Source organism: Bradyrhizobium sp. 179 (assembly GCF_023073535.1).
Taxonomy (GTDB): domain Bacteria; phylum Pseudomonadota; class Alphaproteobacteria; order Rhizobiales; family Xanthobacteraceae; genus Bradyrhizobium.
Window position 1 is genome coordinate 19,606 of the sequence record NZ_JADPJR010000041.1, and the last position, 23,309, is coordinate 42,914.

The 23,309-nt window shown below is 63.6% G+C and carries 22 protein-coding genes, 2 tRNA genes and 2 pseudogenes; 19 read left to right on the forward strand and 7 right to left on the reverse strand.

Going from position 1 to position 23,309, the window contains the following annotated elements:
- Positions 1-42 precede the first annotated feature (42 nt).
- A complete protein-coding gene (locus IVB12_RS09770) occupies positions 43-546 on the forward strand; it encodes a hypothetical protein (protein ID WP_247298185.1) in 504 nt (167 codons plus the stop codon).
- A gap of 207 nt (positions 547-753) precedes the next feature.
- Here the strand turns inward: IVB12_RS09770 and IVB12_RS09775 are convergent.
- Positions 754-839 (reverse strand) — tRNA-Tyr (locus tag IVB12_RS09775).
- Positions 840-1,046: 207 nt separating this feature from the next.
- Between IVB12_RS09775 and rlmB the strand changes: the two genes are divergently transcribed.
- Positions 1,047-1,889, forward strand: a complete 843-nt coding sequence (gene rlmB / locus IVB12_RS09780; RefSeq protein WP_247298188.1) for a 23S rRNA (guanosine(2251)-2'-O)-methyltransferase RlmB — start codon at positions 1,047-1,049, stop codon at positions 1,887-1,889.
- 14 nt (positions 1,890-1,903) lie between these two features.
- Here rlmB and IVB12_RS09785 read toward each other — a convergent pair whose 3' ends face one another.
- Together IVB12_RS09785 and IVB12_RS09790 are read right to left on the reverse strand one after the other, a co-directional pair.
- A complete protein-coding gene (locus IVB12_RS09785) occupies positions 1,904-2,935 on the reverse strand; it encodes an LLM class flavin-dependent oxidoreductase (RefSeq protein WP_247298191.1) in 1,032 nt (343 codons plus the stop codon).
- A 107-nt stretch (positions 2,936-3,042) separates the two neighbouring features.
- Positions 3,043-5,100, reverse strand: coding sequence for an ATP-dependent helicase (locus IVB12_RS09790; protein ID WP_247298193.1), 2,058 nt, complete (start codon positions 5,098-5,100; stop codon positions 3,043-3,045).
- 126 nt (positions 5,101-5,226) lie between these two features.
- Here IVB12_RS09790 and IVB12_RS09795 point away from each other — a divergent pair, with 126 nt between their 5' ends.
- The gene (locus IVB12_RS09795; RefSeq protein WP_247298196.1) at positions 5,227-5,817 is read left to right on the forward strand and encodes a TMEM175 family protein; all 591 of its coding nucleotides are present in this window, start codon (positions 5,227-5,229) and stop codon (positions 5,815-5,817) included.
- Between the two features lie 9 nt (positions 5,818-5,826).
- On the opposite strand, the gene IVB12_RS09800 is transcribed toward IVB12_RS09795, so the two are convergent.
- Positions 5,827-6,207, reverse strand: coding sequence for a YciI family protein (locus IVB12_RS09800; protein WP_247298199.1), 381 nt, complete (start codon positions 6,205-6,207; stop codon positions 5,827-5,829).
- Between the two features lie 206 nt (positions 6,208-6,413).
- On the opposite strand from IVB12_RS09800, the gene IVB12_RS09805 reads away from it, so the two are divergent.
- The 3 genes and pseudogenes from IVB12_RS09805 (at position 6,414) to IVB12_RS09815 (ending at position 7,264) form a co-directional block, all read left to right on the forward strand.
- A complete protein-coding gene (locus IVB12_RS09805) occupies positions 6,414-6,599 on the forward strand; it encodes a hypothetical protein (protein ID WP_247298202.1) in 186 nt (61 codons plus the stop codon).
- Between the two features lie 27 nt (positions 6,600-6,626).
- A pseudogene (locus tag IVB12_RS09810) lies at positions 6,627-6,829 on the forward strand (hypothetical protein).
- A gap of 361 nt (positions 6,830-7,190) precedes the next feature.
- Positions 7,191-7,264 (forward strand) — tRNA-Gly (locus IVB12_RS09815).
- 170 nt (positions 7,265-7,434) lie between these two features.
- On the opposite strand, the gene IVB12_RS09820 is transcribed toward IVB12_RS09815, so the two are convergent.
- Entirely contained in the window at positions 7,435-8,325 is an 891-nt protein-coding gene (locus IVB12_RS09820; RefSeq protein WP_247298215.1) for a LysR substrate-binding domain-containing protein, read from the reverse strand.
- Positions 8,326-8,530: 205 nt separating this feature from the next.
- Here IVB12_RS09820 and IVB12_RS09825 point away from each other — a divergent pair.
- From IVB12_RS09825 to IVB12_RS09870, 10 genes and pseudogenes are all read left to right on the forward strand, one after another.
- Positions 8,531-9,864, forward strand: a pseudogene (locus IVB12_RS09825) (C4-dicarboxylate transporter DctA).
- Between the two features lie 21 nt (positions 9,865-9,885).
- Positions 9,886-10,386 carry an ureidoglycolate lyase gene (locus IVB12_RS09830; protein ID WP_247298217.1) on the forward strand — a complete coding sequence of 167 codons (501 nt, stop codon included), beginning with the start codon at positions 9,886-9,888 and terminating at the stop codon, positions 10,384-10,386.
- A 28-nt stretch (positions 10,387-10,414) separates the two neighbouring features.
- Complete coding sequence (locus IVB12_RS09835) at positions 10,415-11,254, forward strand: bifunctional allantoicase/(S)-ureidoglycine aminohydrolase (RefSeq protein WP_247298270.1); 840 nt, start codon at positions 10,415-10,417, stop codon at positions 11,252-11,254.
- A gap of 188 nt (positions 11,255-11,442) precedes the next feature.
- A complete protein-coding gene (locus IVB12_RS09840) occupies positions 11,443-11,895 on the forward strand; it encodes a DUF2231 domain-containing protein (protein ID WP_247298219.1) in 453 nt (150 codons plus the stop codon).
- On the forward strand, positions 11,892-13,232 hold the full coding sequence (locus IVB12_RS09845) for a sorbosone dehydrogenase family protein (protein WP_247298232.1): 1,341 nt from the start codon (positions 11,892-11,894) through the stop codon (positions 13,230-13,232). Before IVB12_RS09840 ends, IVB12_RS09845 begins: the two co-directional genes overlap by 4 nt.
- 58 nt (positions 13,233-13,290) lie before the next feature.
- Complete coding sequence (locus IVB12_RS09850; protein ID WP_247280947.1) at positions 13,291-13,494, forward strand: hypothetical protein; 204 nt, start codon at positions 13,291-13,293, stop codon at positions 13,492-13,494.
- A 32-nt stretch (positions 13,495-13,526) separates the two neighbouring features.
- Complete coding sequence (locus IVB12_RS09855; protein WP_247280948.1) at positions 13,527-13,697, forward strand: hypothetical protein; 171 nt, start codon at positions 13,527-13,529, stop codon at positions 13,695-13,697.
- 123 nt (positions 13,698-13,820) lie between these two features.
- Positions 13,821-15,026: an MFS transporter gene (locus tag IVB12_RS09860; protein ID WP_247298236.1), complete on the forward strand. Its 1,206-nt coding sequence runs from the start codon at positions 13,821-13,823 to the stop codon at positions 15,024-15,026.
- A 171-nt stretch (positions 15,027-15,197) separates the two neighbouring features.
- Positions 15,198-16,427 carry a CaiB/BaiF CoA-transferase family protein gene (locus IVB12_RS09865; protein WP_247298254.1) on the forward strand — a complete coding sequence of 410 codons (1,230 nt, stop codon included), beginning with the start codon at positions 15,198-15,200 and terminating at the stop codon, positions 16,425-16,427.
- 173 nt (positions 16,428-16,600) lie between these two features.
- Complete coding sequence (locus IVB12_RS09870; protein ID WP_247298256.1) at positions 16,601-16,816, forward strand: hypothetical protein; 216 nt, start codon at positions 16,601-16,603, stop codon at positions 16,814-16,816.
- A gap of 75 nt (positions 16,817-16,891) precedes the next feature.
- Here the strand turns inward: IVB12_RS09870 and IVB12_RS09875 are convergent, their stop codons facing one another.
- Entirely contained in the window at positions 16,892-17,563 is a 672-nt protein-coding gene (locus tag IVB12_RS09875) for a TetR/AcrR family transcriptional regulator (RefSeq protein WP_247280952.1), read from the reverse strand.
- 216 nt (positions 17,564-17,779) lie between these two features.
- Between IVB12_RS09875 and IVB12_RS09880 the strand changes: the two genes are divergently transcribed.
- From IVB12_RS09880 to IVB12_RS09890, 3 genes are all read left to right on the forward strand, one after another.
- Positions 17,780-19,015, forward strand: a complete 1,236-nt coding sequence (locus tag IVB12_RS09880; RefSeq protein WP_247298259.1) for an acyl-CoA dehydrogenase family protein — start codon at positions 17,780-17,782, stop codon at positions 19,013-19,015.
- A 152-nt stretch (positions 19,016-19,167) separates the two neighbouring features.
- Positions 19,168-20,226, forward strand: a complete 1,059-nt coding sequence (locus IVB12_RS09885; RefSeq protein WP_247298262.1) for a phosphotransferase family protein — start codon at positions 19,168-19,170, stop codon at positions 20,224-20,226.
- A 251-nt stretch (positions 20,227-20,477) separates the two neighbouring features.
- Positions 20,478-21,104 carry a LysE family translocator gene (locus IVB12_RS09890; RefSeq protein ID WP_247298264.1) on the forward strand — a complete coding sequence of 209 codons (627 nt, stop codon included), beginning with the start codon at positions 20,478-20,480 and terminating at the stop codon, positions 21,102-21,104.
- 89 nt (positions 21,105-21,193) lie between these two features.
- Here the strand turns inward: IVB12_RS09890 and argE are convergent, their stop codons facing one another.
- Positions 21,194-22,366: an acetylornithine deacetylase gene (gene argE / locus IVB12_RS09895; RefSeq protein ID WP_247298267.1), complete on the reverse strand. Its 1,173-nt coding sequence runs from the start codon at positions 22,364-22,366 to the stop codon at positions 21,194-21,196.
- Positions 22,367-23,309: the final 943 nt, after the last annotated feature.

Below are 23,309 nucleotides of genomic sequence, written 5' to 3' on the forward strand. Positions count from 1 at the left end.
AAACGTCAAAATCCAACAAACGAAGATTAACAGGAGAGAGTAATGCGTCAGATAATTTCGGGACTGGTCGCCGCGGCTGCCGCGATGTTCGTGGGGGCCGCGCCGGCCGCGGCGTGCGGCTTCAATCCGTGCCAGCCGGTCGCGCCGGTCTATTCCGGCTGCAACACCGGTTGCGGCGGTTATGGATACGGTTATGGCGCCTATGAGCGCCTCGTCGAGCCGACCACGCAATATTACTACGTCAACCAGGGGCCGACCTACACCGGCCCGGGCGCGTTCGCGCCGTATCCGACCTACCGTGAAGACGCGGTCGTTGCCCCCGCCAATTATGGCTACGGCTATGGCTATCGCGCCGCCGCGGTCGCAGCTCCGGACGCCTATCCCTATCGTCGTCCGTACTATCGGCCGTATCGCTACGGCTACGGCCCGCGCCACGGCTATCTGCCGCGCGTGCACTACGGCTACGGTCCGCGCTATGGCTACGCCCGTCGCTTGCCCGCGCCGTACTATTACGGCGGCCACCGCGTGCTGCGCCGTTACTACTGATCTCTGACTAGCTGCCAACGAGACGCCCGTTCGCGTGATGCGGACGGGCGTTTTGCTTTTTGTGGCGTGAACTTGTTCTGTGTTGGCTTGCCAAGCCGAAGCTTGCGTTCGCCTCAGTCCGTCTTCGCCCTACGGGCTTCGCCGGACACCACGCTTCACCCTTCGGGATCACGTGGCTGCGCCATGCGTAGCCTGAAGGGTGAAGCGTGGTGGGGGAGGCAGGACTCGAACCTGCGAAGCCATGAGGCGGCTGATTTACAGTCAGCTCCCTTTGCCACTCGGGACACTCCCCCGCTCGACGGCAGCACAATCGGGCCGGACCTTGCCGGCGGACCGAAGACGGCCATGGAACGTGAAGGCCGCGACAACCCGGATCGGGGCGCGACCGGGCGCGTTTATGAGCGATGCAGTGGGGCAAAGTCAACCGAGGCGAACAGCTAAAACCGCGCCCAAAGGCAGCCAAATTGCCATATTCCCGCGCCCGTGACACAAGCGAGCCCATGAAGGATCGAAAATTTGGCCCCAAGGGGGCTCGCGGCGGGGCTAAGCCCTTCAACAGGCCCGGGAAGTCCGCCGGCCGGCCAGCTTGGCGCGACCGCGATTCGCACTCCGACGGGCCCGTTATCCTGTATGGCTGGCACACCGTCACGATGGCGCTTGCCAACCCTCGGCGGCGAATCCGCAAGCTGACGCTGACCGAGAACGCCGCAAGGCGGCTTGCCGACGAAAACATCGCGACCCCCGTCGCGCCGGAGATCGTGCGGCCCCAGGAGATCGACCGTCTGCTGTCGCCCGACGCCGTGCATCAGGGTCTGCTCGCGGAAGCCGATCCTCTGCCTTCGCCCGACATCGAGACACTGAAGCAGGAAGGCATGGTGCTGGTGCTCGACCAGATCACCGATCCACACAATGTCGGCGCGATCTTGCGCTCCGCCGCGGCCTTTGCGGTGAAGGCGATCGTCACCACCGCGCGTCACAGTCCGGAAGCAACCGGCGTGCTCGCGAAGGCAGCCTCCGGTGCGCTCGAGCTCGTGCCGCTCATCACCGTGCAAAACCTCGCTCGCGCGCTCACCGCGCTGAACGAGCGCGGCTTTCAGACCGTCGGGCTCGACAGCGAAGGCACTGAGGATCTCGGCGACGTCGCACTGCGTGAGCCGCTGGCGCTGGTGCTCGGCGCCGAAGGCAAGGGCCTCAGGCAGTTGACCCGCGAGACCTGCAGCGTCGTGGCGCGGCTCGACATGCCCGGCGAGATCAAGAGTCTCAACGTCTCGAACGCCGCCGTGCTCTCGCTCTATGTCGGCGCAAGCAGGCTCGGGCTGATGAAGCAGGGCGCGACGTCCTAGACCGAAGGCAGACTTTACCCGATCAACTCCCGCACCATCGGCACCACCTTGCGCCCATAAAGCTCGATGCTGCGCATCAGCTTCTCGTGCGCCAATGGACCTGCCGAATATTTCAACTGGAAGCGCGAGATGCCGAGCGCCTTTGCCGTCTTGGCGATCTTGCGTGCGACCGTTTCCGGCGCGCCGACATAGAGCGAGCCGTGCTCGGCCTCGTTCACGAACTCGTCGCGACCCATCGGCGGCCAGCCGCGTTCCTTGCCGATGCGGTCACGCATTGCCTTGTAGTCTGGCCATAGCTCCTCGCGCGCCTGTGCGTCAGTCTCGGCGACATAGCCGGGCGAATGCACGCCGATCGGCTGCGCCGGGCGACCGAACTCCTTGAACGCGCGATGATAGAGATCGACGTAAGGTGCAAAGCGCGCGGGATCGCCGCCGATGATCGCGAGCATCAAGGGCAGGCCGTAATGCGCGGCACGCACCACCGATTGCGGACTGCCGGCGACGCCGATCCAGGTTTTCAGCGTGCCGTTCTCGATTGGCGGATAGACCAATTGATCGCGCAGTGGCGGACGCAGCTTGCCTTCCCATGTCACCGGCGTTTGCGACAGCAGTGCCGTGAACAGGTCGAGCTTTTCTTCGAACAGCTCTTCGTATTTGCGCAGGTCGAAGCCGAACAGTGGAAAGGATTCGGTGAACGAGCCGCGGCCGAGGATGACCTCGGCGCGCCCGTTCGAGAGGGCATCCAACGTGGCAAAGCGCTGGAACACGCGGATCGGATCGTCCGAGCTCAGCACTGTCACGGCCGAACCGAGATGGATGCGCCTGGTGCGCGCCGCGATGGCTCCGAGCACGGTCTCGGGCGAGGAGATCGCGAAGTCGGCGCGGTGATGTTCGCCGAGACCGATGAAGTCGAGAGCGAGCTCATCGGCCAGCACGGCTTCGTCGACGACGTTGCGGATCACCTGCGCATGCGAAAGCATCGCGCCGGAGGCGTCCTTGGTGACGTCGCCAAAGGTATCCAGTCCGAATTCGAGCGGTGCGGTCATCGAATGAAGTCTCTGCGGGAAGATGGACGACACTTAATGAACAGCCGCACCGCCACAAGGCGGCTTTCGGAAATGCTCAGTTTCCGTTTGTTCAATCGGGCCCGAACCTACCGCCACATCCCGCGCATCTTCGCCCCGATGTCGATCTTCGGCCCCTGCGCCGCGGTGCGCGCCGCACCCGCTGCGGCCTTCGGCCAGCCGGTGCGCTCGAACAGATAGACCAGCTGCTCCGGGATGAAGCGGGTGCGCGAGGCGTAGACGTGGCGGTCGCCCTTGGCGGCCTGGCCGTGGACGAAGAAGCGCTGTGGCACGACGAGGTGGAGATCGTCCTTGGCGCGCGTCATTGCGACATAGAGCAGGCGGCGCTCCTCTTCGAGCTCGGCGGTGGTGCCGGCGCCGAGATCGGAGGGCATGCAGCCGTCGACGACGTTGAGCACGAACACCGACTTCCACTCCTGGCCCTTGGCGGAATGGATGGTGGAGAGGATCAGGTAGTCCTCGTCGCGCAACGGCGGACCGGATTTGTCGCTGGTTGCATTGGGCGGATCGAGCGTGAGCTCGGTCAAAAATTTCTCGCGCGAGCCGTAGCCGCTCGCGATCTGCTCGAGCTGCATCAAATCGGCGCGCCGCGTCTCGGCATCCTCGTGGATGCGGTCGAGATGCGGCTCGTACCAGAGTCGCACGCGTTCGAGATCGGTCGGCCATTCCGAATAGCGCAAATTCTGGGTCGTACGGACGAAGTCGGTCCAATCTGCACCGGCACGAGCAGGCGCCGGGAGCTGGCCGAGCGCGGTGAGCGGATCGGTGCTCTCGGCCATCTGGTCCAGCACGCGCTGCGCGGTGGCGGGTCCGATGCCCGGCAACAGATGCAGGATGCGGAAACCCGCGACCCGGTCGCGCGGATTCTCGGCGAAACGCAGCAGCGCCAGCACGTCCTTGACGTGGGCTGCATCGAGGAATTTCAGTCCGCCGAACTTGACGAAGGGGATGTTGCGGCGGGTCAGCTCGATCTCAAGCGGGCCCGAATGCGAGGAGGTCCGGAACAGCACCGCCTGGTGCTTGAGCAGCGCGCCTTGCTCGCGATTGGCCAGCACTTGTTCGACGATGTAACGGGCCTGATCGGCCTCGTCATGCACGGTGACGAGCTGCGGCTTGTGCGACGAGGCGCGGTCGGTCCACAGATTCTTGGTGAAGCGCTCGCGCGCGAGGCCGATGACGCCGTTGGCCGCCGCCAGCACTGCTTGCGTCGAGCGGTAGTTGCGGTCGAGCGTGATCATTTCCGCACGCGGCGAAAAGCTCTGCGGAAAATCCAGGATGTTGCGCACTGTGGCGGCGCGGAACGAATAGATCGACTGGGCATCGTCGCCGACCACGGTGAGCCCGTGTCCGTCGGGCTTCAGCGCCAGCAGGATGGAAGATTGCAGGCGGTTGGTGTCCTGGTATTCGTCGACCAGCACGTGATCGAAGCGGCCGCCGATTTCTTCCGCGATCAGCGCATCGCTCATGATCTGCGACCAGTAGAGCAGGAGATCGTCGTAATCGAGCACATGCTGGGCTTGCTTGGCCTCGACATAGGCCGCGAACAGGCCTTTCAGCTCGGCCGACCAGCCCGTGCACCAGGGATAGTGCGCCCCCAAAACCTTCTCGATCTCCATCTCGGCGTTGATGCAGCGCGAGTAGATCGAAAGGCACGTGCCCTTGGCCGGAAAACGGCTCTCCGTTTTCGAGAGGCCGCGCTCGTGCCGGACCAGGTTCATCAGGTCCGCGGAGTCCTCGCGATCGTGGATGGTGAAGGCGGGGTCGAGGCCGATGCGCTCGGCATATTCGCGCAGGAGGCGCGCGCCGATGCCGTGGAAGGTGCCGGCCCAGGTGAGCGCATCGCGCATGATCGCGGCGTTGTTCTCGCCCAGCACTTTTCGGGCGATGCGTTCGACGCGGCCGGCCATCTCGGCCGCGGCGCGGCGGGAGAATGTCATCAACAGGATGCGGCGCGGATCGGCGCCGGCGACGATCAGATGCGCGACACGGTGGGCGAGCGTGTTGGTCTTGCCGGAGCCGGCGCCGGCAATGACGAGCAGGGGGGCGCCCACGGTCGCGCCTTCCGCCACGCCATGCTCGACGGCGCGGCGCTGCTCCGCATTGAGCGTGTCCAGATATGTCGCCACGAATCGCCCCGGTGAAAGGCTGAGAGTCGGCGATCCCGGCGCGAATCGCAATCCAGCTGGACGAAACCGGGTTTAGGATTTAGGGGGAAAGACGGCCCCAAGTTCCAGCCTGAGAAACCCTCCGGTATGACCGAGCTCAAGCCCGACCAGTTCGAGATGCGGCGGCTGGAATCGCTCAGCAACACCATTTTCGGCGTCGCCATGACGCTGCTCGCCTATGACTTGCCCAAGGCCGCGGTGTTCACCAGCGCCCCCGGAGGGAGCGATCTCGCCCATGTTTATTCCGGCAAGCTCGCCGGCTTTGCGCTCAGCTTCATCATCGCTGGCGTGTTCTGGATCAGCCATCACCGCCGCCTTGCGCGCCAGCCGGTCGGCAGCCGCGGCGCGGTGATCCTCAATCTGTTCTTCCTGCTCTCGATCGTGCTGCTGCCGGTGACCAATGGCCTCTACACCAATTACAGCATGAGCAACGCGGTGGCGGTGCTCTATGGCCTGCATCTGACCGCGATCGCCGGCCTTAATGCCTGGCTGTGGTGGACCATCCTGGGCGGGTGGCGCCACGAGATCATGGGATCGGTGTTTCCGCTGCTCGTATTCATCCCGGGCACGATCGTCGCGGCGTTCGCGCCCCACGTCGCGCCCTTCGTCTGGTTCATCGCCTTCGGCGGCGTCGCGATCCAGCGCTTCACCAGCGCGCGAACGGAGCCGGACGCGTAAGGCGGCGGCTTATCCGGATGTCGCGCCGAACCCGTCGGCCGGCACGTAAAGCTTGACCGGGCGGATTTCGTAGACTGCCGTCGGATTGACCGCACGCAGCTTCCGCGCCGCCGCGATCGCCTCATCGTCGCTGGCGCATTCCATGAGGTGGAAGCCCAGCAGCTGCTCCTTGGTCTCGGCAAACGGACCGTCCAGCACCATGCCCGCGCCGGGGCCCCGCAAGGTGCGGGCCTTTCGGGTCTCATCCAGACGGGCGGCCGGCCCAAACTGTCCGCTGGCCCGCAGCGGCGCCTGAACCTCGATGACTTTGGCGACGACGGCGGCGTCCTGCTCCGGCGTCCAGGACAAGACCTCGTCTTCCACGTGATAGGCCAGGATGGCGTACAGCATCGTCACCTCTCTTCTGCGCAACTTTTTTACGAAAGTCCCAAGGACGTAGCACCGCAGTCCGTGCCGACAATCCCGAAGCAGAATATTGCGTGGCCGGCAAGCGACGAAACTGTCCTGAAACCCGATTGCGGCCGTGCCGCGTGAACGCCGCCGAAAGCGATCGCGACTGATGACCAAAAACAACAAGGTTTTTGCTGGAGGCGGCAATGGCGGGTTGCACCATCAAGATCATCTGCGACGCGCGTCGGGCGGGACAATCCGAACCGGCCGATCTGCACGACCAGGCCTGCCATCACCGCTATTACGGCAGCTCGGCCGAGAATGGCGGCGAGCGGATCGTGGAGAGCCGGCGCGGCAAACGCCCGCGTGCGCCCAACATCTGCGATTTTTGAAGCCGTTGCCCAAGGCGGTGGTCGACCATGGACGTCCTGCAGATATCAATTGCGGCGATGCCGTTCCTGCTCTCGCTGGCAAGCAGGACCGGCAAGGCGATTGCCCCATGCTTGCTCACGAGCATCTGCACGGTGCTCCTCGGTGCGGAACCTCACCGCGCGGTCATGGCCTGGTGCGTCGGCATGCTGATCGCCGCCGTCGGCTGCGCGAACGGCTTCGCACGAGCTGAGCTGGCGAGCGGCCGATCCTCCCGATCAGGGCAAATCTGAAAAGGAAAAGGCGCGGCGGGGAGTGCCCCGTCGCGCCCGATTTCTTGCTCGCTGGTCCAGGGCTGAGAGCGCCCCGATGCCAAGCCTTATTCAAAGCCTAGTGGGCGATCCCAGCGAGGTGACAGCGCTTGAGATAAGACACTGGATCACCTCCTTTCGTTGGTTTCGGGAGATTTCAATATAGGTTGTAAGGCCGCCGCTGTTAAGGGCAGGCGGGTCGGTCGGAACCGAAGCTGGTTCGTAAGGGCCCAGCAAGCTGTGCGAAAAGTCGCCGTCGCGGCAGTTGAGACCTCCGTCCGACCGTGTTAGGGAGCCCCTGACGCGGGTGTAGCTCAATGGTAGAGCAGCAGCCTTCCAAGCTGAATACGAGGGTTCGATTCCCTTCACCCGCTCCAATGTTCTCAACAGCTTGGACGTTTCATTCCGACACGTCGCGCTTCATCGACGACGATCGGCGCTTGTCCCGTGCTTTCGGCAAGACGGCCACACGTGGTCCGTGAAAACGATCGCAATGGTCTGAGCAGTGGCGCGCCCCTGCTGGCATGGTCGATGACCTGAGCCTGGCTCAGGCTCTTCGCTGGTTGAGATACCGAAGCGCGAGCCTGATGAAATTGTGCACCACCATTGACGTCTCGTCCGCCCTGAACACCAGAAACACGTCGGCTGTGGGCGGCGAGGGCCTGATCGGGCGGAATACGATGTCCGTGGTTGTGAACCGCTCAATCGACTGCGGCACGAGTGCCACACCAAAACCTGCGGCAATCAGACTTGGGATCGACTGGGCATCGACGACTTGCTGGGAAACCTTTGGGAGAAAGCCGGCGTCGACACAGCACTTCTGCACGTAGCGGGCGAAATCGGAGCTGTCCGGATCTAGGACGACGTGATCCTCGGAGGCGAGATCGCCGAGGGCGATGCGTCTGCGTTGCGCCAGCCGATGGCTGCGGGGCAGGGCCAGAACGACCTCTTCGCGCCACGCCAGCTTGCTGGTCAGGTCGCGCTCGGCGGGAACACCGCGAATGAGACAGATGTTGGTGGCACGGCTGAGGAGCGCGGCGATTTGCAGCGACGGCGCCTGCTCATGCACCGTCATCTTGACCAATGGCGCAACCTTCCGATAGGCCGCGAGCAGCTCGGCGAGACGACCGCGCAGGATGGAGCCGGTCGCCCCGACATCCAGCGTTCCGACCAAGCCGGCGCCGATCGACCGAACCTCGTCTTCCGTGGCTTTGACCTGCTGCAGGATCGCGCGCCCACGCACCAGCATGGCTTCGCCGGCCTGCGTCAACTCGACCCTGCGGCTGGTCCTGTAGAGGAGCTGGGTGCCGAGTTCGGCCTCGAGCGCCTGGATATGTTGGCTGAGCGGCGGCTGCGAGAGGTTCAGCCGTCGGGCGGCAAGGGTGAAGCTGCGCTCTTCGGCCACCGCGATGAAGTACCGGAGCTGGCGCAGATCCATAGTGAAACCCTATCAATCGTGTCGTTCTATATATTGGACTCGGCAGCGAGACTGGTCAACGAATGACCGATGGAGACCTCGCGCGTGCTGCCGCGACCGAACGGCTCCATCCGCGGCGACTTCACGTCGCCGCCAACGCTAAGAGTGGCGAAGGCTAAAGGCCGACCAAGCCAGACAGATGGAAGCCCAGAGAGCGAGGAAAGCCATGCCCAAGATTTTCAAGTCACTCTTCTTCCAAGTGGTCGTTGCACTCGCGGCCGGCATCGCTCTCGGCATGGCCTATCCGGACACTGCATTGCAGATGAAGCCGCTGGGCGACGGCTTTATCAAACTCATCAAGATGCTGGTGCCCGTCATCGTGTTTTGCGTGGTGGTGCAGGGAATATCGGCGGCCGGCGACCTTTCAAAGGTTGGAAGGGTGGGCATCCGCTCGCTTCTCTATTTCGAGATCGTCACCACCATCGCCTTGGTGTTCGGCATCGCGCTTGCTTACTATTTCCAGCCCGGCGCCGGAATGAACATCGATCCAAGGACGCTGGACGCCAAGGCGCTTAGCGGGTTCAGCCAGACCGCCGCTCAGGTCGCCGGCGGGGGGTCTCCGAATTCCTGATGAAGCTCATCCCGTCGACCATCGTCGGAGCCTTCAGCTCCGGGGATGTTCTGCAGGTCCTGATCGTCTCGATCATGTTTGGTTGTGCCATGTCGTTGTGCGGCGAGCGCGCGAGGCCAGTCGTCGATTTCGTCGAGCGGGTGAACGAGATCATCTTCAAGATGATGAACTTCGTCGTCCGGCTCGCCCCGCTCGGCGTCTTCGGTGCGATCGCCTTCACTGTCGGCAAGTATGGCATCGGTTCACTGAAGCAGCTCGGGGGGCTTGTTGCCCTGTTCTATCTGGCGGTGTTCTTCTTCGTGGTCGTCGTGCTCGGAGCGATCATGCGGCTCTCGGGCTTCAGCCTGTTCAAGTTGCTCGTCTATCTGCGTGAAGAGCTGATGATCGTTCTCGGCACGGCCGCAGGCGACAGCGTGCTTCCGCAGACCATGCGCAAGCTCGAACAGCTCGGGATCAAGCGGTCGACGGTCGGTTTGGTCATCCCGACAGGGTACTCATTCAATCTGGATGCCTTCTCGATCTACTTGACCCTGGCGGCGGTCTTCATTGCACAGGCGACGAACACACCACTCGCCACGGGCGATCTCCTGGCGATCCTGGGCGTCGCGTTGCTCACGTCCAAGGGAGCTCATGGCGTCCCGGGCTCGGCCATTGTCGTCCTCGCGGCGACGCTGGCAGCCATTCCAGCCATCCCGGCGATCGGACTGGTGCTGATCTTGTCGGTGGACTGGTTCATCGGAATCGCCCGCGCGCTCGGCAATTATGTCGGAAACTGCGTTGCCACGGTGGTCGTCGCCTCGTGGGAGGGGGACCTCGATCGCGCGAAGGCGCATCGCATTCTCGATGGTGAGATCGTTCCTTCAAGCGAGAACGTGCAAATCGATCCGGCCGGCCCGAACGCTCCCGTCGCGGGCCTGCAGACGCTTTGAACGCAGAGGCATGTGGTTGATATGGCAAAACTCTCGGTTGAGCCCTTGACGAGGCAAGCCTTCGCTCCGTTCGGAGAGGTCGTCGAAACGGAAGGGTTAACGCCCCTGTCGATCAACCAGGGATATGCCGTGCGCTACAACGACCTCGCCAATATCGATGTCGGTGCGGACGGCGGACAAATCAACTTCAGCTGGTTTGTCGCCTCTGCGCGGCCCGCGCCGATCGTAATTCGCTTGATGGAGCGCCATCCACTTGGAAGCCAGCTATTCATGCCCCTGAACGGAGGAAACTGGCTGGTCGTCGTTTGCACCGACCCACACACAGCCTCGAGTTATCGGGCGTTCGCTGCCAATGGCAACCAAGGCGTGAACTATGCCCGAAACTGCTGGCACCACCCGCTTCTGGTGGTCAAGGACGCAAGCTCGTTCCTTGTCGTCGATCGAAAGGGGGGTGGTAACAATCTCGAAGAATATTGGCTGGACGAGACGATGCAACTCGATCCCAAGACGGCCGCAAGCTGACCCCCCGTAACGTCCACGAGGCTCGATGATGTCATCGCAAACCTATCACATCCCGCAAGGGGGCCTTCCGCCCCAGACGGATCTTCTAAGTGGCCGGGCGGTCTTTACCAACGCCTACGCGGTCATCCCCAACGGCGTGCAGCGCGACATCGTCGTCAGCCACCTGCCGCACTGGGAGGACACGCGCGTCTGGGTGCTGGCGCGACCGCTCTCCGGATTCGCGGAGACGTTCTCCCATTATCTTATGGAGATCGCGCGGGATGGAGGAAGCGAAGTTCCCGAACCCGACAAAGACGCCGAGGGCGCGTTGTTCGTCGTGGGCGGCAGGTTGCTCCTCAAATTGGCGGACGAGGAGCATGAGCTCAGGCCCGGCGGCTTCGCCTATCTGCCACCCGGCTGCGCCTGGAGCATTCGCAACCGGGGCCAGAGCCCGGCGCAGCTTCACTGGATCCGCAAGCTGTATCAGCGCGTGCCCGGATTGGCCGAGCCCGAGGCGATTGTGACCCATGCAGACTCGGTTGAACCGGTACCGATGCCGGGCACTGAGGGAAGGTGGGCGACCACGCGCTTCATCGATCCGGCCGACATGCGGCATGACATGCACATCAATATCGTCACGTTCGAGCCGGGTGCGACGATCCCCTTTGCAGAGACGCACGTCATGGAGCACGGATTGTATGTCCTCGAGGGCAAGGCCGTGTACCGCCTTAATCGGGACTGGGTCGAAGTCGAGGCCGGAGACTATATGTGGCTGCGCGCCTTCTGCCCGCAGGCGTGCTACGCAGGAGGCCCCGGTCGGTTTCGCTATCTGCTTTACAAGGATGTCAACCGGCACATGAATCTGCGGCAGGGAGCTCCGCTGATTTAACCTTGAGTAACGTCGGTTTTGGGCAAGCCGGCTTTGGCTAGAACCGACGATCCGGGCCGGGCCGCAGACTTCCCACTCGGCGCGACGCCGAATATGTGGGCGCGCCCGGGCGATCAATCCGCTCAGGAACCATCGCCGCAAGCACGAGTTTCCCGGTCGGGCGGGGCGAAGGTCACACGAGGCCGACCGTGCAAGACGACATGCGTGTGCGCTCCACGGCGCAGATCGCGGGCCATCCCATTCATCCGATGCTGGTGCCGATCCCGATCGCGTGCTTCATCGGGGCGCTGCTGACCGACATCGCCTATGTCGCGAGCGCCGAGGTCATGTGGGCGAATTTTTCCGCCTGGCTTCTGCTCTTCGGCGTCATCTTCGGCGTGCTCGCGGCCATTGCAGGCCTCACTGATTTCCTCGGCAACCGACTGGTGCGGGCGCAGCCGCCGGCGTGGCCGCATCTGATCGGCAACGCTGTGGCGCTGATCCTTGCGATCTTCAATACGATGGTTCACATGCGCGATGCCTGGACCTCGGTGTGGCCCACCGGGCTCGCTCTTTCGGTGATTACCGTGCTGATCCTGCCCGTCACCGGCTGGCTCGGCTGGGCCATGGTGTATCGCCACGGCGTCGGAGTTGCACGATGATGGCAAAGCTCACCCGCGCGCTGCTGTGCTCTTCGTTGCTGTGTCTGGCCGGCTGCAATGACGGCAATGGCGATCCCAAGGCGCAAATCGGCCCCAATCCGACGCTGCCGGATATCCAGCAATATCTGCTGCCGCCGGTCCACATCGCCCGCATCGTCGGCTGGAAGAAGGACGAGACACCGACCGTTGCGCAGGGCTTGCAGGCCAAGGCGTTCGCAACCGGGTTGCAGCATCCGCGATCCCTCTATGTGCTGCCCAATGGCGACGTGCTGGTGGTGGAGTCCAAGGCGCCGAAGGGCGCCTCGATCAAGCGCCCCAAGGAAATCGTGATGGGATATGTCGAGTCCTGGGCGACCTCGGGCGGCGGCGACAGCGGGCCGGGTAACCGCATCACGCTCCTGCGCGACAGCAATGGCGACGGCGTGCCTGACACGCAAAGCGTCTTCCTCGACCATCTCAACTCGCCGTTCGGCGTCGCGCTGGTTGGCAACGATCTCTATGTCGCCAACACCGAGGCGATCGTGAAATATCCCTACACCGAGGGCGACACGAAGATCACCTCACCCGGCACGGTGCTGACGCCGCTGCCAGGCGGGCCGATCAATCATCATTGGACCAAGAGCTTGGTCGCTAGCCCCAACGGCTCAAAGCTCTATGTCGGCGTCGGCTCCAACAGCAACATCACCGAGAACCGCATGGAGGCCGAGCACAATCGCGCCGCCATCCTCGAGGTCGATCGCGCCAGTGGCCGCTGGCGCCTCTTCGCAAGCGGCCTGCGCAATCCGGACGGCCTCAGCTTCGAGCCACAGACCGGCGCATTGTGGACAGTGGTGAACGAGCGCGACGAGATCGGTCCCGATCTCGTGCCCGACTACATGACGTCCGTCAGGGACGGCGGCTTCTACGGCTGGCCTTACAGCTATTGGGGCCAGCACGTCGATCCCCGCGTCAAGCCGGAGCGGCCGGACCTCGTGGCTAAGGCGATCGTGCCGGACTATGCCCTGAGCTCGCATGTCGCCCCGCTGGGGATGGCTTTCTCCGCCGGCACCAGCCTCCTGCCGGCCGCCTATCGCAACGGCGCCTTCGTCGGGGAGCACGGCAGTTGGAACCGGCAGGTGCTGAACGGCTACAAGGTCGTGTTCGTGCCTTTTGCGGACGGCAAGCCGAGCGGACCGGCGCAGGACGTCGTCACCGGCTTCCTCAACAGCGACAATCACGCGCGTGGACGCCCCGTTGGCGTTGCCATCGACAAGACCGGCGCGCTGCTGGTGGCCGACGACAGCGGCAACACCGTGTGGAGGGTGACGGCGGCGCATCCGCAGCTGACGCAACGTTAGGCGCGCCCGCGCGTTATCGGGCAGACGATCTCTGAACGCAAAGCCGGGAGTTTGGACAATGGGTCTTGCTCAATACGCCGTCGTGCCGGTGCAGGACGAATGGGGCGTGCTGCACGACGGGGACGTCAAGAGCCGATACGCTACCAAGGAAGCTGCATTCGAGTCGGCGGTTGCCGCGGCATCCTTGGCCCTTCGTGAGGGACATGAAGTCCATGTCAGCGTGCCCGGCCGTGAGGCAGGCGAGACCGCGCTCGGTGTCTAGGGGCCGCGGAATAGCATCTAGAGGAGGCCACGATGACCAAGCCTCGTGAGCAGAATGGCGTCGAGCCGCCGCTGTCCGAAGACGACATCCAGCGCGATCAGCTCGGCCCGCGCGGCGTCCCGGATGCGCCAGATCCCGCCAAAATGACCCCGCAGCGCGAAAAGAAGACGCCGAAGCATATCGAGCCGGGCCACACGTCCTGACACGGGCGTGCTCTGCGGCTGGCGCCGCGGTGCCATTCGGAACCGATATTCCCGCAAGCTGAGTCTACCGGTAAAACGGGCTTGCTGGCGCGATCCGCGCCCGGCGGGCAGGCGATATCGGGAATGCGGTTCTTGAAGTCTGACAGCAGGCTAATCGGCGTCCTGCTGGTGCTCGCGATCACGCAGCTGGTCGGGTGGGGCACGATCGGGCTTCCCGCCATTGTCGGGCGCGATCTTGCAGCCGATCTGGGCATGAGCCTGCCGGCGGTATTCGCGGGGACATCCGTTCTTTACGTCGCGATGGGACTGTGCGCCCCCTGGCTCGCCAAGTCCTTTGCGCGGCATGGCGCGCGGCCGATCATGATGATCGGCACGGTCGTGACCGCGCCGGGTTTCGTGCTGCTGTCGCTCGCGCGCGAGCCGATGCTCTATTTCACCGCCTGGATCGTGCTCGGCATCGCCGGCAGCGCGACCTTGTCGACCGGCGCCTATATCATGCTGAACGAGGTCGCCGGGCGGCAGGCCAAGAGCGCGATCGGCGCGCTCATGCTGGTGACGGGACTGTCCAACAGCATCTTCTGGCCGGCCACCTCGTTCCTGAGCGGTCACCTCGGCTGGCGTGGAACATGCCTCCTCTATGCAGCCATGACGATCCTCGTTTCGCTTCCGCTCTATGCGTTCGCGGCTCCGCGTCGGAGAGGCGCGGAGGGCGATGGCGGTGCGCCGGCCGAGACTGCAGAGGCACCTGCAATTGCGCGGAGCACGTTCCGTCTCGTCGTTACCGCGATCACCCTCAATGCCTTCGTCAATTTCGGCGTTTCCGCCATTCTCATCGAGCTGCTCCGCGTGGAGGGGCTGGCGCCAGCACAGGCCATTGCCTTCGGCTCGATGCTCGGTGTGATCCAGGTCAGCGCGCGCGGACTGGACTTCCTTGGAGGCGGGCGATGGGACGGCATCACGACCGGCCTCGTCGCAGGCACGGCATTGCCCGTGGCGATGCTGCTCCTGATGATGAGCGAGGGTACGACCTGGGCGGTCGCGGTCTTCATCCTGCTCTATGGCGCCGGCAGCGGCGCGATGGCGGTGGCGCGCGCGACCATCCCGCTGGTGTTCTACGACCAGGCCGAGTTCGCCAAGGCGATGTCGATGATCGCGCTGCCGCTCAATCTCGCCTCCGCAATCTCGCCGCCGCTCCTCGTCGGATTGCTCACGGAGTTCGGCAGCCGCGCTGCGCTCGGTCTCACCTTCGTCTGCTCCTGCGCGACCGTGCTGATCCTCGTTCTGCTCGGGCGGCGGCGGCCGCGAACCGCTGCTGCAGCTCTGACCTAAGACAATCTTCGCGGCGCGGAATTCGAAATCCGGCCGATCCGGCTGCCGGGCGGGGATGGCCGTATGCCGCCAGTGCAGTGCTCGACGCGCGAAAATGGTGTATCCGCGGAGTGCGCGGCCAGAGCTCTCGAGCCGCCGCGCCAAGATCCCAGTTCCCCGGAGGAAATCGACATGTCGGCTTTGCCGCTTTCAGGCATCAAGATCCTTGACCTCACCCGCGTGCTCGCCGGGCCCTTGTCGGCGCAGATGCTGGGAGACCTGGGTGCGGAGGTCATCAAGATCGAGCGGCCGGGTACCGGCGACGACGCGCGCGCCTTTGGCCCGCCTTACCTGACCGATCCCGAGGGCAAGGCGAACAACAACAACTCGTTTTACCTCTGCGCCAACCGCAACAAGAAATCGGTCACCGTCAACATCGCCAAGCCCGAGGGGCAGGCGATCATCCGCGAGCTCGCCAAGGACGTCGACGTCTTCATGGAGAATTACAAGGTCGGCGATCTCAAGCGCTACGGCCTCGACTATGAATCGATCAAGGCGATCAATCCCGGCATCATCTATTGCTCGGTGACCGGCTTCGGCCAGACCGGCCCATACGCGCCGCGCGCCGGCTATGACGCGATTCTGCAGGCGATGGGCGGGTTGATGAGTGTCACCGGCCATATCGATGGCGAGCCGGGCGAGGGCCCGATGAAGGTCGGTCCTTCCATCGTCGACTACATGACCGGCATGAATTCATCGATCGGGATTCTCTCGGCGCTCTACCACCGTGACGCCAATGGCGGGGCGGGACAGCACATCGACGTCTGCCTGTTCGATACCGTCATCGCATCCCTGTCGCACTGGCTCCAGATCTATCTCGTCAACGGCAAGACCCCGCCGCGCCGCGGCACCTGGGGCAATGGCGGCATGCCGGCCGGCGTGTTCCGCTGCACCGATGGCGAGCTGATGCTGGTGGTCGGCAATGACGGCCAGTTCCAGCGCACCTGCGCCGTGCTCGGCGCGCCCGAGCTCGCCAGCGATCCGCGCTTCATCAAGAACAACGACCGCGTCGTGCACGGCAAGGAGATCATGGCGATCTTCGCCGGCCTGTTCCTGAAGAAGCCGGTGGCCTATTGGCTGGCAAAGCTGGAGGAGGCCGGCGTGCCCTCAGGGCCGATCAACAATTTCGAGCAGGTGTTTTCCGATCCGCACGTCCAGTCGCGCGGCATGCGGGTGAAGGTCAATCATCCCTTCGAGCCCGATCTGTCGCTGGTTCGCAACGCGCTCACTTTGTCGGAGACGCCGATTAAGGACTACCGCGCGCCGCCGCTCTTGGGCGAGCATACCGAGGAGGTGCTCGCCGGCAAGCTCGGCTATGATGCAGGCAAGATCGAGGAGCTGAAGCAGCACGGGATCATTTAGCGGTCGCTTCGCCCTGTCCGCGAGCCCAACTCGCATCGAGCAAGCCGGCGCGACCCGCCTTGCGTGAAGCTTGTGCGCAATCCCCCAGATAATCCCGATCCGTAGTCGCACAGGCTTTCGCTTCCCGCCCGATTCTGATCCGATCTTCCCACTTAAGTTCGGGAGGAAAGCGAATGTCCTACACGATCGGGTTCCAGGCCAAGAACCAGAAGGGTATTCTGGCGACCGAGGCGGCCACCGCCAATCAGGCCGTCGCCATCATTGCCGCGCTGCGGCAAAGTTCCGATGAGATCAAGTTCATCCGTTCGCCGCAGGAAGGCGAGATGGGCATCGAGATGCTGCTGCTGCTCGCCAAAGAAGAGGCCGAGGAGATGCCGCAGCGGGCGTGACCCCTGCACGCGAAATTCCGACGTCTCCCGCAAGCGGGAAGTGAGGCCGTATCGGCCCTGAGCGAGCCTGTTTGATCAACGCGCGTCGCGTGCCAGCGCCCGCGCCGGCGCCTTCGTCTCGCTCCGGCCCGCCGTCAGCGCCATCGTCGCGACGCGGACGACGCGCGCGACCACGTCCTCGACGTCATCGAGGTCGCATTTGCCCTCCGACAGCTTCGTCAGCCGCTCGCTCTCACGGATGGTGTGGTGCGCCATGGCGAGCGCGAAGTTCAAGCCCCAATAGATATCGACCTCGCTGCGGTCGGGCAGGGACCTGCGCATGGCGCCGGCGAACTTGCGCAAATGGTCGATCTCGCGGTTCTTGATGCGGCGGATCGGCGGCACGGACTCGATCGAGGCGCGGATCATGAAGCGCGCCGCGGTCGAGCGCTGGTTCTCGGGGCCGAGGCAGCCGCGCAGCGTCGGTCCGACCAGCGCCCGCAAGATGACCTCAATCGGTGCGCAGCCGCCGCCCTGTTCTTCCGCCGCCTTCAATTCGCGCAGGCGCTCGCGATTGGTCGCGATCGAGCGCGTGACGAACAATTCCGCGATCAATTCATCCTTCGAGCCGAAATGATAGTTCACCGCGGCCAGATTGACATTGGCCGCCGCGACGATGTCGCGCAGCGTCACGTCGCCGAAGCCGCGATCGGCATAGAGCCGTTCGGCGGCGGCGAGAATGGCAGACCTCGTATGATCGCTGGCCATGGGTGCCCTGGATGAGGGGAGTTGCAATTCAAACAGTTGTATGAAACTATCGTTTGAAGGCCGGAATTGTCAATCCGCAATCGGGACTCGTTCGCAACTCGCGATTCCGTTCCGAACGGCCGCAACGCGCGCGCATTCGCGCTTGCGGGCCGCGCGCGGCGGCAGGACAGTTCGGCGCCAGAGAAATTGTTCAAAGAGCAAAACGAGGAGCGTCCCATGGATTTCGATCTGTCGCCCAAGCAGAAGGAATGGCTCGACCGCGTGCGGTCTTTCATGACCAAGCACGTGCGCCCGGCGGTGCCGGTCTACGACCAGCAGGACAAGAGCGGCGACCGCTGGAAGGTGATTCCGATCCTGGAAGACCTCAAGAAGAAGGCCAGGGCGGAAGGCCTGTGGAACATGTTCATGCCGCCGTCCGAGCACGAGGACGACGAATTCCGCGGCGCGGGACTGACCAATCTCGAATACGCGCTGCTGTCGGAAGAGATGGGCCGCATCACCTGGGCTTCGGAAGTATTCAACTGCTCGGCGCCCGATACCGGCAACATGGAAGTGTTCATCCGCTACGGCACCAAGGAGCAGAAGCGCAAATGGCTGCGCCCGCTGATGGACGGCGAGATCCGCTCCGCCTTCCTGATGACGGAACCGGCGGTGGCCTCGTCGGACGCCACCAACATTGAGACCCGCATCGAGAAGGACGGTGATTACTATGTCATCAACGGCCGCAAATGGTGGTCGTCCGGCGTCGGCGATCCCCGCTGCAAGATCGCGATCCTGATGGGCAAGACCGATTTCAAGGCGGCCAAGCACCAGCAGCAGTCGCAGATCCTGGTTCCGCTCGACACGCCCGGCATCAAGGTCGAGAAGATGCTGCCCGTGTTCGGCTTCGACGATGCGCCGCACGGCCATGCTCAGGTGCTGCTCGAGAACGTGCGGGTGCCAAAGGAGAATATCCTGTTAGGGGAAGGCCGCGGTTTCGAGATCGCGCAGGGCCGGCTCGGGCCTGGCCGCATCCATCACTGCATGCGCACCATCGGCAAGGCCGAGGAGGCGCTGGAGAAGATGGTGAAGCGGCTCGCCTCGCGCACCGCCTTCGGCAAGAAGATCGTCGAGCACTCGGTGTGGGAGCAGCGCATTGGCGAGGCCCGCACCAATATCGAGATGACGCGTCTTCTGTGCCTCAAGGCGGCCGACATGATGGACAAGGTCGGCAACAAGACTGCGCAGGCCGAGATCGCCATGATCAAGGTCGCAGCTCCCAATATGGCGCTGAAGATCATCGACGAGGCGATCCAAGCCTTTGGCGGCGCGGGCGTGTCGGACGAGGCCGGCCTTGCCAAGGACTACGCCCACATTCGCACGCTGAGGCTCGCCGACGGTCCGGACGAGGTGCACAATCGCGCCATTGCCAGACTTGAACTTCGGAAGTATGCAAACTCTCCAAGTCGCTAAAATGAAGCGGGAGAGCCGGACGGCGCTCCCGACTTGAAGAAACGACAGGGCATGATCCGCGTCGGATGACCGCTTGACGCAAGTGCGTCAGTGGTTACCGATTAGGATCATGCTCGACCTGAAATGGTCGGGACTGAAGAGGGAGCGTCACCGTGGCTGACGGCGTCAGGAAAGACGAGGAGTTCTCGGGCACCAAGCCGGTCGAGGAGCGGCATCGTTTCGACGAGCTGCGGCTCGAGGCCTGGATGCGCGACAACGTCGAAGGCTATGAGGGCCCGCTGGTCGTGCTCCAGTTCAAGGGCGGCCAGTCCAACCCGACCTACCGGCTCGACACGCCGAACCGTTCCTATGTGATGCGCCGAAAGCCATTCGGCAAATTGCTGCCTTCGGCGCACGCCGTCGATCGCGAATACCGCGTGATTGCAGCGCTTGGAAAGCAAGGCTTTCCGGTCGCACGCGCCTATGCGCTGTGCCAGGACGATAGCGTCATTGGCGCTGCCTTCTACATCATGTCGATGGAAGAGGGCCGCGTGTTCTGGGATCCAACGCTGCCGAGCCAGAATGCCGATGTGCGCCGAAAGATCTTCACCAGCAAGATCGAGACGCTGGCGAAGCTCCACATGTTCGATCCGGTTGCGATCGGCCTCGGCGACTTCGGTAAGCCCGGCAATTATTTCGCGCGCCAGATCGACCGCTGGACCAAGCAATACCGCGCCTCCGAAACCCAGCACATTCCAGAGTTCGAGAAGGTCGCCGAATGGCTGCCCAAGACCGTGCCGGAGCAGGCGCGCGTCTCCATCGTCCACGGCGACTATCGCCTTGACAACATGATTTTCCACGCGACGGAACCGCGGGTGCAGGCGGTGCTGGACTGGGAGCTGTCGACGCTCGGCGATCCCATGGCCGACTTCACCTATCTGTTGATGCAGTGGATCATGCCGGGCCTCGAGGGCGTCGACCTCAAGGCGCTCAACATCCCAAGCCTGGAAGAGGCCGCGCAAATCTACTGCAACGTCACCAAGATGAGCGTGCCGGACCTCAACTGGTACTTCTCCTACAATCTGTTCCGCCTCGCTGGTATCACGCAGGGTATCGCCGGCCGTATCCGCGACGGCACCGCCGCCAACCCCAAGGCGCTGGAGTCGGCCAAGCGCACCGTTCCGCTGTCAAAGGCCTCATGGGAATACGCGCAGAAGGCGGGCGCGGTATAGGAAGGGCGAAGGCGCGGCCGCTGGCCGCGCTTTTTTGTTTGCGTCGCCGTCTCCAAACACGCGATGTCAGTGCCCGCGAAGGTGGGCAATCCAGTATTCCAGAGGCAGCATCGCCTGGACCGAGATGTCGCGGCGTACTGGATGCCGAGCACGGCTTGATGGTTGGCCAGATCGAGGACCGGTTGCTTGTGCCGGCGGACTATTCGCCGTCGCAAAGCCTGCTAGGTTAACCTGCCCCGTGGAGCCCGTGCATGATCGATCTGACTACCCTGATCACCTACATCATCATCGTGCTCGGCTTTGTGTTCATCCCTGGACCAGCCACGCTCCTCACCATGGCGCGCGCGGCCAGTTCCGGAACGAAGGTTGGCATCGCGACAGGGGCGGGGATCGCTGCGGGAGACATCGTCCACACAACGATGGCGATCGTCGGCCTCTCGGCGATCATCGCTACGTCGGCACTCTTGTTCAGCATCGTCAAATATGCGGGGGCAGCCTTCCTCATTTACCTCGGCATTCGCGCGATGCTGGAAAAGGCTCCACTGGGAATCAGCGCCCGGACCTCGACGATCACTGCGGGTCAAGCGTTCCGACAGGCGATCGTGGCGGAGGTTCTGAATCCGAAGACCGCGCTGTTCTTTCTCGCCTTCCTGCCGCAGTTCGTCCGGTCGGACAACGGGCCGGTCGTGCTTCAGCTTGCAATTCTGGGAGCCATATTCGTGTTGCTCGGCCTCGTCAGCACCGTCGTATTCGCCGTCGGTGCGGGACGTCTTGGCAACCTCGTTCGCCGCCATCCGGCCATTGTCAGGTGGCAAGGCAAGTTGGTCGGCGCAGTTTACTGCGCCGTCGGTGTGCGGCTGGCCTTGCAGGAGCGCTGATGTTGTAGGGCCCGGTGAGCGAAGCAATAGCCGGGACGGCGGTCTCGCATCTCGCTTCGCTCATGCCGGCGGTTCCGTATGCTAGCGCTCTACTCCCTCACACAATGCGCAATCAGCCTCTCCACGAACGCCGCGCACTTCTCCAGCTCCGCCATCTCGACGAACTCGTCCGGCGTATGCGCCTGCGCGATCGATCCCGGGCCGATCACCACCGAGGGAATATCGGCCATGCTGGCGAACAGGCTCGCCTCGGTGCCGAACGCGACCTTGGCGTGGTCGTTGCGCCCTGCAAGGCTCTTGGCCAGCGTGACGATGGCCGCGTCGGCGGCCGTGTCGAGCGCGGGATAGTCGAGGATTTCCTCGAAATCGATGCCGCACTCCGGATGCTGTTTGTTCATCAGGGGCTCGAGCTCGGCCTTGGCCCAGGCGACGATCGCATCGGTCACCTCTTTGGACTCGGTGATGCCGATGCCGCGGCATTCGAAATCCACCGTGCAAGTATCCGGCACGATGTTCAGCGCGGCGCCGCCATGCACGATGCTGGTGAGCAGCGTCGAGTGCGGAACGTCGTAAAGGCTGTCCGTTGATCGCGCGGCCGCGAGTTTTACCGCGCGACGACGGATTTCGGTGATCAGTTCTGCGGCATATTCGATCGCGTTGACGCCGTCGGGCGCGATCGAGGAATGGCGGGCGAGGCCGCGAAACGTGGCGCGGACACCGTGCTTGCCTTTGTGGCCGATGATGACCTTCATCTCGGTCGGCTCGCCGACAAAGCAGCCGAGCGGTTTTACGCGTTTCTTCGCCACCTCGCGCAGCATCGGCCGCACGCCGACGCAGCCGATCTCCTCGTCATAGGAGATCGCCAGATGAATCGGCGTCTTGAGCTTCGCCTCCACCATCTCCGGCACCATCGCGAGGCACACCGCAACAAAGCCCTTCATGTCGGTGGTGCCGCGGCCGTAGAGCCTGCCGTCACGCTCGACGAGCTTGAACGGATCGTGGCTCCAGTCCTGGCCGACCACGGGCACGACATCGGTGTGGCCCGACAGCACCAGGCCGGGACGGTCCTCCGGTCCAATGGTGACCCACAGCGAGGCTTTCTCGCCGCTCTCATCGACGATGCGCTCGCACTTGATGCCGAACGTGGCGAGATAGCTTTCGATATGGGTGATCAGAGGCAGGTTGGTGCGGTCGCTGACGGTGTCGAAAGCAACGAGGTCGGCGAGCAGCTTGCGGATGCGGTCGGGTCTTGAGCTTGGCATTTTCAGGATCTTGTCAGGAGATTGCGGAAGCCGAGGCAGCTTGCAGGAACCATACCAGCGCGGCGGCGGGATGGGCAAATGCAGCCACAGCTGTCATTCAGGGCTCGCGACTTCGTCGCCCCGGAATGACGAGGGGAAGGCTACAAGGTCTTGTGTTGCCTGACGGGCAAAACACGCCAGCCGTGGGTCAACGCGCGCCATCCAAAACATTCCACTTTACCGAAATTCGGAAATCGCGTATGTGTCGCGGCAACCCGGCGCCAGGAAGAGCGGCGTATCGCGATCGTCACGACACGCGGGCCGGGGGGCGGTGGACGCTAGGTCACATCGGCGCGAAGAGCTTCGCAGGGTGGATAGCCGTGAGCGAAGAGCCTCGCGCACTCGACCGGTGTGATCGGCGTACGGCGAAATCGTGTGGTCCTGGCGCCCGGGGTCTGTGCGCCAAGTCTTGCGGTGATGTGAGCGGCCCAACCGGACCGCCGCATCAGTCATCAGCAAGGCGACGGGGGCAATAGTGCATCGCTCCCCGGGGAGCGCGACATAAGCCGTTCCAACCATCCGCGCAGGGAAGGCCGGGATGTCTCCGGTTGCCCTGTTGTCCGCTATGCATGAAGCACACGCAACCTGCTCTTGGCATGGCGGTCCATGGGAGCCAACCGGCTCCCGGTCTTCCCTGCGCCCTCTTTCAATTATGAGGGCAAGGCATCGAAGCAGAGCTCGGGCGAACAAGCCGCGAGGATGCGAAGGTGTGCCTGCGATTGAAATGCGAATTGAAAGCGCGATGCCCCACACTCCGTCATTGCGAGCGCAGCGAAGCAAATCCAGAGTCTTTCCACGTATACATTTCTGGATTGCTCACATGGGGGTTTGGTGTGTCAAGATTTATGATCAGCTCTTTGTTCGATTGCAGGCCAGCTCTTCGTCCCGACCGTGGGATCTTTCG

Excerpts from the sequence above, each read along its gene's own strand:
- IVB12_RS09865 (WP_247298254.1), top strand. The coding sequence starts at position 15,198 with ATGTCGGCTTTGCCGCTTTCAGGCATCAAGATCCTTGACCTCACCCGC.
- IVB12_RS09875 (WP_247280952.1), bottom strand. The coding sequence starts at position 17,563 with ATGGCCAGCGATCATACGAGGTCTGCCATTCTCGCCGCCGCCGAACGG.
- IVB12_RS09890 (WP_247298264.1), top strand. The coding sequence starts at position 20,478 with ATGATCGATCTGACTACCCTGATCACCTACATCATCATCGTGCTCGGC.
- IVB12_RS09785 (WP_247298191.1), bottom strand. The coding sequence starts at position 2,935 with ATGACCGCACCGCTCGAATTCGGACTGGATACCTTTGGCGACGTCACC.
- IVB12_RS09770 (WP_247298185.1), top strand. The coding sequence starts at position 43 with ATGCGTCAGATAATTTCGGGACTGGTCGCCGCGGCTGCCGCGATGTTC.
- IVB12_RS09800 (WP_247298199.1), bottom strand. The coding sequence starts at position 6,207 with ATGCTGTACGCCATCCTGGCCTATCACGTGGAAGACGAGGTCTTGTCC.
- IVB12_RS09845 (WP_247298232.1), top strand. The coding sequence starts at position 11,892 with ATGATGGCAAAGCTCACCCGCGCGCTGCTGTGCTCTTCGTTGCTGTGT.
- IVB12_RS09860 (WP_247298236.1), top strand. The coding sequence starts at position 13,821 with ATGCGGTTCTTGAAGTCTGACAGCAGGCTAATCGGCGTCCTGCTGGTG.
- IVB12_RS09830 (WP_247298217.1), top strand. The coding sequence starts at position 9,886 with ATGGCAAAACTCTCGGTTGAGCCCTTGACGAGGCAAGCCTTCGCTCCG.
- IVB12_RS09880 (WP_247298259.1), top strand. The coding sequence starts at position 17,780 with ATGGATTTCGATCTGTCGCCCAAGCAGAAGGAATGGCTCGACCGCGTG.
- argE (WP_247298267.1), bottom strand. The coding sequence starts at position 22,366 with ATGCCAAGCTCAAGACCCGACCGCATCCGCAAGCTGCTCGCCGACCTC.
- rlmB (WP_247298188.1), top strand. The coding sequence starts at position 1,047 with ATGAAGGATCGAAAATTTGGCCCCAAGGGGGCTCGCGGCGGGGCTAAG.
- IVB12_RS09850 (WP_247280947.1), top strand. The coding sequence starts at position 13,291 with ATGGGTCTTGCTCAATACGCCGTCGTGCCGGTGCAGGACGAATGGGGC.
- IVB12_RS09795 (WP_247298196.1), top strand. The coding sequence starts at position 5,227 with ATGACCGAGCTCAAGCCCGACCAGTTCGAGATGCGGCGGCTGGAATCG.
- IVB12_RS09855 (WP_247280948.1), top strand. The coding sequence starts at position 13,527 with ATGACCAAGCCTCGTGAGCAGAATGGCGTCGAGCCGCCGCTGTCCGAA.
- IVB12_RS09820 (WP_247298215.1), bottom strand. The coding sequence starts at position 8,325 with ATGGATCTGCGCCAGCTCCGGTACTTCATCGCGGTGGCCGAAGAGCGC.
- IVB12_RS09870 (WP_247298256.1), top strand. The coding sequence starts at position 16,601 with ATGTCCTACACGATCGGGTTCCAGGCCAAGAACCAGAAGGGTATTCTG.
- IVB12_RS09835 (WP_247298270.1), top strand. The coding sequence starts at position 10,415 with ATGTCATCGCAAACCTATCACATCCCGCAAGGGGGCCTTCCGCCCCAG.
- IVB12_RS09805 (WP_247298202.1), top strand. The coding sequence starts at position 6,414 with ATGGCGGGTTGCACCATCAAGATCATCTGCGACGCGCGTCGGGCGGGA.